The organism is Amycolatopsis rhizosphaerae, from assembly GCF_007713715.1.
In the GTDB taxonomy this organism is placed as follows: Bacteria; Actinomycetota; Actinomycetes; order Mycobacteriales; family Pseudonocardiaceae; genus Amycolatopsis_E; species Amycolatopsis_E rhizosphaerae.
On the sequence record NZ_VJWX01000244.1, the window covers coordinates 1 to 10,576 of the forward strand.

16 protein-coding genes are annotated in these 10,576 nt (G+C 69.5%); 9 read left to right on the plus strand and 7 right to left on the minus strand.

Annotated elements, in window-relative coordinates; all coding sequences use genetic code 11:
• Positions 1–375: 375 nt before the first annotated feature.
• The 4 genes from FNH05_RS22265 to FNH05_RS22280 are packed head-to-tail and all read left to right on the plus strand — an operon-like array spanning position 376 to position 2,420.
• Positions 376–597, plus strand: a complete 222-nt coding sequence (locus FNH05_RS22265) for a DUF2277 domain-containing protein (protein WP_144590654.1) — start codon at positions 376–378, stop codon at positions 595–597.
• 41 nt (positions 598–638) lie between these two features.
• Positions 639–1,238, plus strand: a complete 600-nt coding sequence (locus FNH05_RS22270) for an ArsR/SmtB family transcription factor (RefSeq protein ID WP_144590655.1) — start codon at positions 639–641, stop codon at positions 1,236–1,238.
• A gap of 4 nt (positions 1,239–1,242) precedes the next feature.
• A complete protein-coding gene (locus FNH05_RS22275) occupies positions 1,243–1,947 on the plus strand; it encodes an SRPBCC family protein (RefSeq protein ID WP_144590656.1) in 705 nt (234 codons plus the stop codon).
• Positions 1,944–2,420 (plus strand): NUDIX hydrolase, encoded by a 477-nt coding sequence (locus tag FNH05_RS22280; protein ID WP_144590657.1) that lies wholly within the window; start codon positions 1,944–1,946, stop codon positions 2,418–2,420. Before FNH05_RS22275 ends, FNH05_RS22280 begins: the two co-directional genes overlap by 4 nt.
• 48 nt (positions 2,421–2,468) lie before the next feature.
• Here the strand turns inward: FNH05_RS22280 and FNH05_RS22285 are convergent, their stop codons facing one another.
• Positions 2,469–3,191: an HD domain-containing protein gene (locus tag FNH05_RS22285; protein ID WP_144590658.1), complete on the minus strand. Its 723-nt coding sequence runs from the start codon at positions 3,189–3,191 to the stop codon at positions 2,469–2,471.
• Positions 3,192–3,261: 70 nt separating this feature from the next.
• Positions 3,262–4,038 (minus strand): exodeoxyribonuclease III, encoded by a 777-nt coding sequence (locus FNH05_RS22290; protein ID WP_425458475.1) that lies wholly within the window; start codon positions 4,036–4,038, stop codon positions 3,262–3,264.
• An 82-nt stretch (positions 4,039–4,120) separates the two neighbouring features.
• Between FNH05_RS22290 and FNH05_RS22295 the strand changes: the two genes are divergently transcribed.
• Positions 4,121–4,840 (plus strand): MBL fold metallo-hydrolase, encoded by a 720-nt coding sequence (locus tag FNH05_RS22295; RefSeq protein WP_144590660.1) that lies wholly within the window; start codon positions 4,121–4,123, stop codon positions 4,838–4,840.
• Positions 4,841–4,859: 19 nt separating this feature from the next.
• On the opposite strand, the gene FNH05_RS22300 is transcribed toward FNH05_RS22295, so the two are convergent.
• From FNH05_RS22300 to FNH05_RS22310, 3 genes are all read right to left on the minus strand, one after another.
• Positions 4,860–5,177, minus strand: a complete 318-nt coding sequence (locus FNH05_RS22300; RefSeq protein WP_144590661.1) for an SH3 domain-containing protein — start codon at positions 5,175–5,177, stop codon at positions 4,860–4,862.
• Between the two features lie 107 nt (positions 5,178–5,284).
• Complete coding sequence (locus FNH05_RS22305; protein WP_144590662.1) at positions 5,285–5,953, minus strand: hypothetical protein; 669 nt, start codon at positions 5,951–5,953, stop codon at positions 5,285–5,287.
• Between the two features lie 64 nt (positions 5,954–6,017).
• A complete protein-coding gene (locus FNH05_RS22310) occupies positions 6,018–7,241 on the minus strand; it encodes an NADP-dependent isocitrate dehydrogenase (protein ID WP_144590663.1) in 1,224 nt (407 codons plus the stop codon).
• A gap of 227 nt (positions 7,242–7,468) precedes the next feature.
• On the opposite strand from FNH05_RS22310, the gene FNH05_RS22315 reads away from it, so the two are divergent.
• From FNH05_RS22315 to FNH05_RS22325, 3 genes are all read left to right on the plus strand, one after another.
• The gene (locus FNH05_RS22315; protein ID WP_144590664.1) at positions 7,469–8,308 is read left to right on the plus strand and encodes an LLM class F420-dependent oxidoreductase; all 840 of its coding nucleotides are present in this window, start codon (positions 7,469–7,471) and stop codon (positions 8,306–8,308) included.
• A 39-nt stretch (positions 8,309–8,347) separates the two neighbouring features.
• Positions 8,348–8,695, plus strand: a complete 348-nt coding sequence (locus tag FNH05_RS22320; RefSeq protein ID WP_144590665.1) for a VOC family protein — start codon at positions 8,348–8,350, stop codon at positions 8,693–8,695.
• A gap of 81 nt (positions 8,696–8,776) precedes the next feature.
• Positions 8,777–9,352: an HhH-GPD-type base excision DNA repair protein gene (locus tag FNH05_RS22325; protein ID WP_144590666.1), complete on the plus strand. Its 576-nt coding sequence runs from the start codon at positions 8,777–8,779 to the stop codon at positions 9,350–9,352.
• Positions 9,353–9,373: 21 nt separating this feature from the next.
• On the opposite strand, the gene FNH05_RS22330 is transcribed toward FNH05_RS22325, so the two are convergent.
• A complete protein-coding gene (locus tag FNH05_RS22330; RefSeq protein ID WP_144590667.1) occupies positions 9,374–9,634 on the minus strand; it encodes a Prokaryotic metallothionein in 261 nt (86 codons plus the stop codon).
• Between the two features lie 161 nt (positions 9,635–9,795).
• Here FNH05_RS22330 and FNH05_RS22335 point away from each other — a divergent pair, with 161 nt between their 5' ends.
• Positions 9,796–9,990: a DUF1918 domain-containing protein gene (locus FNH05_RS22335; RefSeq protein ID WP_144590668.1), complete on the plus strand. Its 195-nt coding sequence runs from the start codon at positions 9,796–9,798 to the stop codon at positions 9,988–9,990.
• Here FNH05_RS22335 and FNH05_RS22340 read toward each other — a convergent pair.
• Positions 9,903–10,576, minus strand: a 674-nt coding sequence (locus FNH05_RS22340) for an MFS transporter (protein ID WP_144590669.1), incomplete at its 5' end; no start/stop codon positions are given. The two genes, FNH05_RS22335 and FNH05_RS22340, sit on opposite strands and share 88 nt — an antisense overlap.

The following is a 10,576-nucleotide window of genomic DNA, read 5'->3' on the forward strand; positions in this document are numbered from 1 at the left end:
ACGGCGGCCAGCCCCACCGGGCCGAGCACGCCGAGAGACAGCGTCTCGGCCTCGGTCGCGGCCTTCGACGTCTCGGCCGCCGCCGCGACTCCGGTTCCGGTGGCCAGTACCGCCACCAGGGTCACGCTCATCCGCATCAGGAACCTGAGCAAGGTGCTTCGGCTGTGCACCGGGATGCCTCCCGCGACGAGTTTCTCGCCCTAGAACGACTGTCACACTAATGGGTGGGTATTTCCTTGTGAAAACTACCGAGCGTGTCAAGCCCCGGGGTTTTCCGTCGTTGCGCGGCAGAGATTAGCGCCCATCCGAGTCTCCCGCACAGGGGGTCCACCCAAAATCGTGTCGCCGGAGTTCGACGAGCGGAGAATGCGGGTCATGTGCCGCAGCATCAAAACCCTCCGGCCCCCGTTCGCCGAGCAGGTGACCAGCGAGGACGTCCGCGCCGCCGCCCTGCAGTACGTCCGCAAGATCTCCGGCTTCCGGCAGCCGGCCGCCCACAACGCCGAAGCCTTCGAGCGAGCCGTGGACGCCGTCGAGCAGGCGACCGCGGAGCTCCTCGCGACTCTCCGAGTGCGGGGCGGCCAACCGAAAGTTTGAGCTGTCTTGACAGGATTATTTTTCGGTGCGACCGTGATCCCATGCTCGAAGTCACCGTGATCGACGATCCGGCCGCCGCCGAGGTCTCGCTCGACCCCGTCCGGTCGAAACTGCTGGCCGCGCTCGCCGTGCCGGGATCGGCCACCACACTCGCCACGCAGGTCGGACTGTCCCGGCAGAAGGTCAACTACCACCTGCGGGCGCTCGAACGACACGGCCTGATCGAGCTCGTCGAGGAGCGCCGGAAGGGCAACGTCACCGAACGGGTCATGCAGGCCACCGCCGCCTCGTACGTCATCTCGCCGACCGCACTCGCCGACGTGGCCCCCGATCCGGGCCGCGCGCCCGATCAGCTCTCGGCGCGCTGGCTGCTGGCGCTGGCCGCCCGGCTGGTCCGGGAGGTCGGCGACCTCATCGCCGGGGCCGCCGCCGCCCGGCAGCGCCTGGCGACCTACGCGATCGACTCGGAGATCCGCTTCGCCACCGCCGCGGACCGGGCCGCCTTCGCCGAGGAACTCGGCACGGCGGTCAAGGCACTCGTCGCGAAATACCACGCCGAAAACGCGCCGGGCGGCCGCGGACACCGCCTTGTCGTCGCCTTGCATCCCACACTGAAGAAAGCCACCGGAAAGGAAGGGTGAACACATGTCCAAGGAATTCGAAATCAAGCGGGAAATCGTGCTGGAGGCCACTCCGGAAGCGGTTTTCGAAGCCGTCACCGCGGGCACCGCAAACTGGATGTTCCCGGTCGAGATGGACGCCGCCATCGGCGGGGTCACCGACGATCCGAAGGTCCGCGCCTGGGAGCCGCCGAACCGGTTCGCGGTCCGCGTCGAGGGCGAAAACGGCTGGTTCAACGCGTTGGAGTACGTCGTCGAAGCCCGCGACGGCGGCACCGCGGTCCTCCGGTACGTCCACAGTGGCGTGTTCACCGACGACTGGGACAACCAGTACGACGGCACCGCCAAGCACACCGACTTCTACCTCCACACCCTCGGCCAGTACCTCAAGTACTTCCCCGGCCGCACCGCCGCCTACGCCGCCGTTTCCGGCCCCGCCGCCTCCTCCGGTGAAAAGGCCATGGAATCGGTCAAGCAAGTGCTCGGCGTCACCCGGGAAGGCGAGACAATCCGGCTCGCACTGCCCGGCCTCGCCCCGGTCGACGCGGTCGTCGACTACCTGAATCCCTACTTTCTCGGCCTCCGCACCACCGACGCGCTGTACCGGGTCTTCGGCCGCAACCACTTCGGGGGCACCGTGGACGCGGCCCACCATCTGTTCGGCGGCGCGGGCAAGGACGAGACCGAGCAGGCCTGGCGCACCCTGCTGGACGAGGCGTTCGCCGCGTGAGCGGCCGCCAGAGCGCGGGAATCCTGCTGTACCGCAAGGGAAGTGGCGGCCTGGAAGTCCTGCTGGGGCATATGGGCGGGCCGTTCTGGGCGCGCCGGGACGCCGGCGGGTGGACGCTGCCCAAGGGCGAGTACGACCCGGGCGAGGAAGCGGAGGCGGCCGCCCGCCGCGAGTTCCGGGAGGAACTGGGCCTGCCGGTTCCGTCCGGGGAGCTGACCGCCCTCGGCAGCATCCGCCAGTCCGGGGGCAAGGTCGTCACCGCGTGGGCGCTTCAGGCCGATCTCGACCCGGCACTGGTGGTGCCCGGCACGTTCAGCATGGAATGGCCCCGGGGTTCGGGCCGGTTCCAGGATTTCCCGGAGCTCGACCGCGTCGCCTGGTTCGGGATCGACCAGGCGCGGGAGAAGATCCTCGCCAGTCAGCAACCGTTTCTGGACCGGCTCGCCGAACTGGTGCCCCGCCCGCCGCGATGAGCGCGACGAGGGGGACCGTAGTAAACATCCCTTGCTCCACCCGCGGTGCTACGTCAGAGTGCCGTTCTGCGGAGCGGGCGGGAGCCAGCCGCGTCGCACGCTTTCCTCGATCATCGACTCCGCGGCCTCACCGAGGCGCGCCGAACCGTCGGTGATCAGGTCGCGGCGCTTCCGGACGCGGTCGGCGGTGACGCCGGGCGTGCGCCAGGTACCGCCCCCGGCCATCCAGTTGAGCAGGAACGGCTGCAGCCGGTCCATGGCCTTGGCGAACCGGGCCTCCGGCGTGACGCGGGCCTCGAACTCGTCCCACAGGGCGCGGTACGACGCGGCCTGATCCGGCGGCAGCAGCGCGAAAAGCCGCTCGGCCGCGGCCTGCTCGCGCTGCGCCTGGGATTTGCGGGCCTGCACGTCGTACACGGGGGTGTCGCCCGCGTAGATCTCGACGAGGTCGTGCACCACCACGAGTTGCACGGTGTGCCCGACGTCGATCGGCTCGTCGGCGTACTCGGCGAGGACGCTCACCATCAGCGCGAGATGCCACGAGTGCTCCGCGTCGTTCTCGCGCCGGTCCGCGGCCGCGAGCGGCGACTGCCGGAGCACCGTCTTGAGCCGATCGGCTTCGATCAGGAAGGTCAGTTGGGCGCCGAGGCGATCACCAAGGAACGGCAGCGGGTTGCGGTCGGCCAGCAGTGGTTCCGCCTGCCCGTCCGGGGTTTCGTCGGACACCCGCAGCCCGTCGGCCCCGATCGGGGCCGCGCCATCGTCACCCATGAAGCCTCCTCGTTCCGAAGTGGCGGAGCCGCTTGCCGCGGACCGCCACGCGAACCACGCGCACCCAGTCCTATGCCCGCAGGTCGTAGTCGTAGGTCGCGGTGACCGGGGCGTGGTCGGACCAGCGCAGCTCGTAACTCGGCGCCCGCTCCACCACGACCGACGTGCACCGCTGGGCCAGTCCGGGCGTGGTGACCTGGAGGTCGATCCGCCAGCCCGAGTCGTTGTCGAACGCCTTGCCGCGGTAGGACCACCAGGTGTAAGGCCCGGGGCCCGCCGGGTCGAGCCTGCGCTGCACGTCGACATACCCCCCCTCGTCGTAGACGCGGCTCAGCCAGGCCCGTTCCTCCGGCAGGAAACCCGAGTTCTTCCGGTTGCTCTTCCAGTTCTTCAGGTCGATCTCGGCGTGCGCGATGTTCCAGTCCCCGGCCACGATCACCTCGGCACCCGCGGCCTCGGTCTTCGCCCGCAGTTCCCGCAGATACGGCAGGAAGGCCGCCATGAAGCGCTCCTTCTCCGTCTGCCGCTCGGTGCCGGCCTCACCGCTGGGGAGGTACAGGCTGGCCACCACGAGGCCGGGGAGATGCACCTCCAGATACCGGCCGCTGTCCTCGAACTCCGGCTCGCCGAACCCGACCCGCACCTCGACCGGCTCGATCCGGCTGTACACCGAAACCCCGTTGCGCCCCTTGGTGGCACACGGCGCGTGGTGCGCATGCCAGCCCGCCGGAGCCACCACGTCCTGAGGCAGCTGGCTCGTCTCGGCCCGTACCTCCTGGCACGCGATCACGTCGGCCCCGCTGGCGGCGAGCCACTCGACGAAGCCCTTTTTGACGGCGGCACGCATGCCGTTGACGTTGACGCTGGAGACGGTGACCACGACGCGGAGACTACCCGCGCCCACCGACAAAAGCTGGGACACTGCGGCCATGACGCGAGTGACCGTGCTGGGCAGTTGCGGCGCGTGGCCGGAACCGGGCCGGGCCTGCAGCGGATTCCTGGTGACCTGCAACGGCTTCCGCCTCGTCCTCGACCTCGGATACGGGACCGCCTCACGCCTGGACGGCGACGTGGACGCGGTGGTCGTCACGCACGAGCACCCCGACCACTGCGTGGACGTCAGCGCGCTGGGCAGGCTCCGCCAGTTCACCGAGGGGGCGCCGAGACTCCCGTTGTACTGCCCGCCGGGCGTGCTGCGGGTCCTGGAGGCGCTGGAGCCCCGGCCCCACCCGACCACCGTGTTCGACCCGCACGACCTCGCCGAACCGGCGACCGTCGGCCCGTTCCGGCTCGAATCGCGGCTCCTGCCACACCATGTGCCGAACTACGGGGTGCGCCTGTCGGCACCCGGCGTCACGATCGCCTACACCGGGGACGGCGGGCCGAGCCCGGAACTGGCCGAACTCGCCCGGGACGCGGACCTGTTCATCGCCGAAGCCACGCTCCGGGACGCTCCACCGGACACCGAGCCGCGGTACCTGATGACCGCCGGCGAGGCGGCGGACTGGGCCGCCAGGGCGGGCGCCCGGCGCCTGCTGCTCACCCACTTCTGGCCCGGCAGCGATCGGGAAGTGCCGGTACGCCAAGCTCGCGCCCGGTTCGGCGGGGAGGTCCTCGCGGCGACCGAAGGTCTGGTCCTCACCCTCTGACCGCGCGCTCCCCGGCGCCTCAGCCGCAGTTGCCCTGGGCGGGCTTGAGGAACTCGGCCGCGGCCCACTTGTTGTCGCCGAGCTTGCGGAAGCCGTTCTGGACGTCGAGTTCGGCGCCGGTCTGGGCGTCCTTCTTGAACTTCCCGACGATCCCGGCGTTCGGGTCGGGCGCGGACCGCACGTTGAGCACATCCGCCGTCACCGCCATCACGCAGCCGGTCGAACCAGGGGTGGCGCCCGAGGAGGTGCGCTTGTCCGCACCCAGCACGTAGATGAGCCCGACCCCCACCAGCACCGCGATGATGGTCAGGGTGCGCTTCGGAATTCCCAGTATCACGGGGGGCTCCTCGACGATGATCAAGAACACTCCCGGTCAGGGTAGCCATCCCGCGGTCACGGGGACCAGACGACCGGGCGGAAACCACCCGGAGGCGCCAATGCCGGTCACTCCCCTGTCACGACCGGTGATGGTTCCGTCTGCCAACCGGTGTGCTCGACGACCTCCGCCCGCGCCCCGGCCAGCAGGCGCGCCACCTCGGGTTCACGGACCGGATCGAACGGCCAAGACGCCTTCGATCGGGTTTCGCCCAGCGCCCGCACCAGGTGTCCCGCGTTGCCGTAGCCGGGAACGAGGATCCTGGTCAGTGAGGCGATCCGCTCGCCACCGCCGACCACGTCGATCCGGGTGCGCGCCAGTCCGGTCGCCCGCGCCAGCCACAGCACCCCGCCCACGACGAACCGAAGCAGTAGTTCCACCAGGTAGAACGGGAGCACGACCAGCCAGATCAGGAACTGCACGAGGTACACGAAGGCCTCGACGGCCTGGCCCACGGCACCGACCGCGAACGCGGCGACCAACAGCAGCGGGAGCAGGTACAGCCACTGCCAGCCGCTGATCTCACGCTCGTCCCGGCGGCTTTCCCGCTCGGCCTTGCGCTTTTCCCGTCGCTGCTTGGCGTTCGCGAGCGCGTTCCGCTGCTTCTCGCTGGGCTGCTCGACGCGGTAACGCAAGTACGTGCCCGACGCCAGGTTCACCGGCTGGAACACCCGGTGCCAGGGCGTGAACTTCCGCCTGATCGACCAGCGCTCGCCGCCGGCATCCTTGACCCGCACCGGTGCACCATACGCAAAGGGCGCGCCCGGCGGGAGGCCGAACGCGCCCTTTACCAGTGTGACGTCAGCCCTGGTTGATCTTCTTGGCCAGGTTCTCGTCCAGCGTCGCGAGGAACTCCTCGGTGGTCTGGTACGGCTGGTCCTTACCGATCAGCAGCGCGAGGTCCTTGGTCATCTTGCCGCTCTCGACGGTCTCGATGACGACCTGCTCCAGCTTGCCCGCGAAGCCGACCAGCTCCGAGTTGCCGTCGAGCTTGCCGCGGTGCTCCAGGCCCCGGGTCCACGCGAAGATCGACGCGATCGGGTTGGTGGAGGTCGGCTTGCCCTGCTGGTGCTGGCGGTAGTGCCGGGTCACCGTGCCGTGCGCGGCCTCGGCCTCGACGGTCCTGCCGTCCGGGGTGCGCAGCACCGAGGTCATCAGGCCGAGCGAGCCGAAGCCCTGCGCGACCGTGTCCGACTGCACGTCACCGTCGTAGTTCTTGGTGGCCCAGACGTAGCCGCCCTCCCACTTCAGCGACGCGGCGACCATGTCGTCGATCAGCCGGTGCTCGTAGGTCAGGCCCTTGGCGTCGAAGTCGGCCTTGAACTCGTTCTCGAAGATCTCCGCGAACACGTCCTTGAACATGCCGTCGTAGGCCTTGAGGATGGTGTTCTTGGTCGAGAGGTAGACCGGGAAGCCGCGGTCGAGGCCGTACTGCAGCGAAGCGCGCGCGAAGTCCTCGATCGACTTGCGGTAGTTGTACATGCCCATCGCGACACCGCCACCCTCGGGGTAGCGGGCGACCTCGAACTCCATCGGCTCGGAGCCGTCGTCCGGGGTGTAGGTGATGGTCACGGTGCCGGGGCCGGGGACCTTGAAGTCGGTGGCCTTGTACTGGTCGCCGTGGGCGTGGCGGCCGATGATGATCGGCTTGGTCCAGCCGGGCACCAGCCGCGGGATGTTCCGGATGATGATGGGCTCACGGAAAACGACACCACCGAGAATGTTCCGGATGGTGCCGTTCGGGCTCCGCCACATCTTCTTGAGGCCGAATTCCTCGACGCGCGCCTCGTCCGGGGTGATGGTGGCGCACTTCACGCCGACCCCGTGCTTCTTGATCGCGTTGGCGGCGTCGATGGTGATCTGGTCGTCGGTGCGGTCCCGCTCCTCGATACCCAGGTCGTAGTACTCGAGGTTGAGGTCCAGGTAGGGGTGGACCAGCTTGTCCTTGATGAACTGCCAGATGATGCGGGTCATCTCATCGCCGTCGAGTTCGACGACGGTGCCCTCGACCTTGATTTTGGCCATGAGCAGCAATGCTCCTCTCGCGGATCCTCGCGTCTGGTTCTCAGCACTGTGTATGCGGTACAAGCGTACTGCTTGGGAGCGGGCCGGCGCCCTCAGTGGTGACGAACGCCAGTCTCCCAGTTTCCGCGGGGCCCTCCGGCCCGGGTCGCCGCGCCGCCGTCGTTTCCGGTCACGCATGGTCCGGCGTAACTTCCTTTGCGGAACCACGACCGCGTGGGAGGAGCGAGATGCGTTTCGCCATCAAGTCCGTACCTGAACACCAGACCTGGGCCGAGATCCGGGACGTCTGGATCGCCGCGGACGACATCGCACTGTTCGAGTCGGCCTGGAACTGGGACCATTTCTACCCGCTGACCGGCGACACGAACGGCCCGAACCTGGAGGGCTGGACGATGCTCGCCGCGCTCGCGCAGGCGACCCGGCGCATCCGCGTCGGCTGCCAGGTGACGGGCCTGATCTACCGGCATCCGGCGGTACTCGCCAACATGGCCGCGACCCTCGACGTGATCGCCGAAGGACGGCTCGAACTCGGCCTCGGCGCCGGCTGGAACCAACAGGAATGCGACGCCTACGGCATCGAACTGCCTCCGCTGCGTGAGCGTTTCGACCGTTTCGACGAGGGGGTGCAGGTGATCATCGGCCTGCTCACCCAGGAGACGACCACCTTCACCGGCCGCTACTACCGGCTCACCGACGCCCGCTGCGAACCGAAGCCGGTGCAGCGCCCGCACCCGCCGGTCGTCATCGGCGGTCGCGGCCCGAACCGCACCCTGCGCGCCGTGGCGCGATGGGCCCAGCAGTGGAACGCCATCATGGCGACACCGGGGGAATGGCTCGCGCTGAAGGACATCCTCGTGGAGCGGTGCCGGGAAGTGGGCAGGGACCCGGCGGAGATCACCTGCTCGACGAACGTCTTCCTGCGCTCGGAAGACGAGTTGGGCCGGGTCGCGGAGCAGGCGGCGGCCTTCGCCGAAGCCGGGGTCGACCTCCTCGTGGTCAACCTGCCGATCGGCGCGAAGCCCGCCATCCTCGAACCCCTCGCCGAAGCCCTCGCGCCCCTCGCCTGAACTGCCGCGCTTTCACCGGAATTCCGGCAGGATGGCCGGATGACCGTGCACCGCATCGTGCCCGACCTCGCCGGTACCTCGCTCGAAGAAGCCAAGCGCTTCTACACGCGGGTGCTGGGGATGGAGGTCGTCATGGACCACGGCTGGATCGTCACGCTGGCCGAGCCCGGACGCCCCGAAGTCCAGTTGAGCCTGATGACCGACGACGCGACGGCGAGCGTGGTGCCCGTGGCCTCGATCCAGGTCGACGACGTCGATGCGGCCTACCGAGCGGCAACGGCGGCCGGCGCGGAGATCGTGCACGAACTGACCGACGAACCCTGGGGTGTGCGCCGGTTCTTCGTCCGCGACCCGAACGGGAACGTTGTGAACATCCTCAGCCACTGACTGCGGCCCGGGCACGGACGCGGCGCCGCATCGGGACGCGCGAAGAGGCGGCATGTGCTCCGCGCGTGTCAGGATGGCCCCATGACCGCCCCCCTCCGCCTCACCGGCGACGCCGAAGCCGACCGGCTGCTGTCCGAGGACCCGTTCGCCCTGCTCACCGGGATGCTCCTGGACCAGCAGGTGGCGATGGAGACCGCCTTCGCGGGGCCGAAGAAGATCGCGGACCGGATGGGCGGGTTCGGCGTCGCCGCGATCGCGGAATCCGATCTGGACGAGTTCGTGGAACTGTGCGTGCGCAAGCCCGCCATCCACCGCTACGGCGGCTCGATGGCCAGGCGGGTGCACGCGCTCGCGCGGTACGTGATGGAGCGCTACGACGGACGGCCCGAGGCGATCTGGACGGAGGGTGCGCCCGATGGCAAGGAGGTCCTGCGCCGGTTGAAGGATCTGCCGGGATACGGGGACCAGAAGGCACGCATCTTCCTGGCGCTGCTCGGCAAGCAGCGTGGGGTACGCCCGGCGGGCTGGCGCGAGGCCGCCGGGGCCTACGGCGAGGAGGGGTCACGGCGTTCGATCGCGGACGTCACCAGCGCGGAGACCCTCGCCGAGGTCCGCGCCTTCAAGAAGGCCGCCAAGGCGGCCGCCCGCTCGTCGTGAGCCGGGCCGGATCGGGCCGGCTCAGCCCGAGTAGGACCCGACGGTGTCCTTGATCTCGGCGGCTCGCCCGGAGCCGCTCTCCCTCGCGCAGTGCGCACAGCAGAAGAAGCGGCCGTCGACGGCCACGCCGTGACCGAGGATGCGGCAGCCGCAGTATTCGCATTGCGGCGCGAGGCGCTGCGCCGCGCACTCGAAGCTGTCGAAGGTGTAGGTGTCGCCCGTCATCGTGCGCACCTCGAAGGACATGGCGTAATCGTTCCCGCAGACATTGCACTTGGCCATGCCATCAGCGTGCGCGCGACCCCCGGCACCGGCAACCGGAGGAGCGCCCCCATCAGGTGCCGCGACGGCCGCTTCCGGTCCACTGTGGACCACTCGACGGACCGGGGACCCCCCGTTACCCTGGTCGATGGGAGGTCCCGTTTTTCCCGGAGGTACCGGCAATGCACGCAACCGTGGGAGACCGGATCGTGGTGCACGGCCGTACGGTCGGCGCCGGAGAGCAGCACGGCGAGATCGTCGAGGTGCACGGCGAGCAGGGGCAGCCGCCCTACCTGGTCAGGTTCGCGGACGGGCACGAAGGGCTCATCTTCCCCGGCTCGGACTGCGAAGTGGTGGCGCCGCGCGAACCCACCTGACGACGCTGCCAGGCGAATCCGACGGCGAGCAGGCCGAGCACGTCCAGCAGCGAAGAGAACTCGGGCAGGACGCCCGGCCCGCCCGCCGTCAGCACGAATCCGCCGACCACGCCGGCCAGGCCGACCCCGAGGTAGATCGCCGAGGCGTTGAGCGAAAGCAGCAGCCCGGAAGTGTGGGGCGCCAGTTCGATGAGCCGGTGCTGCACGGGAGGGTTGAACGCCCACGTGCTCATGCCCCACAGGAACAGCACGATCGCGGCGCCGGTGACGTTGCGCGCCACCAGCGGGAGCACCGCGAGGACGACGACCGCGAGCGTGATGACGGCCATCAGCGGCGGGCGGGAACCCCAGCGGTCCACCGCGCGCCCGCCGAGCACGTTGCCCGCGGCACCGCCCGCGCCGTAGCAGAACAGCAGCAGGCTCACCGCCGTCCCGTGCAGCCCCGCGGTCGCGGCGAGCACCGGTGAGATGAACGTGTAGACGCTGAACGAGGCCACACAGCAGACGGTGGTCGCGAACAGCACGACGACCACCCTGGGGTCCTGCACCGGGGTGAAGCGGTCGCGGAAGGGCACCGGGGCGGGTG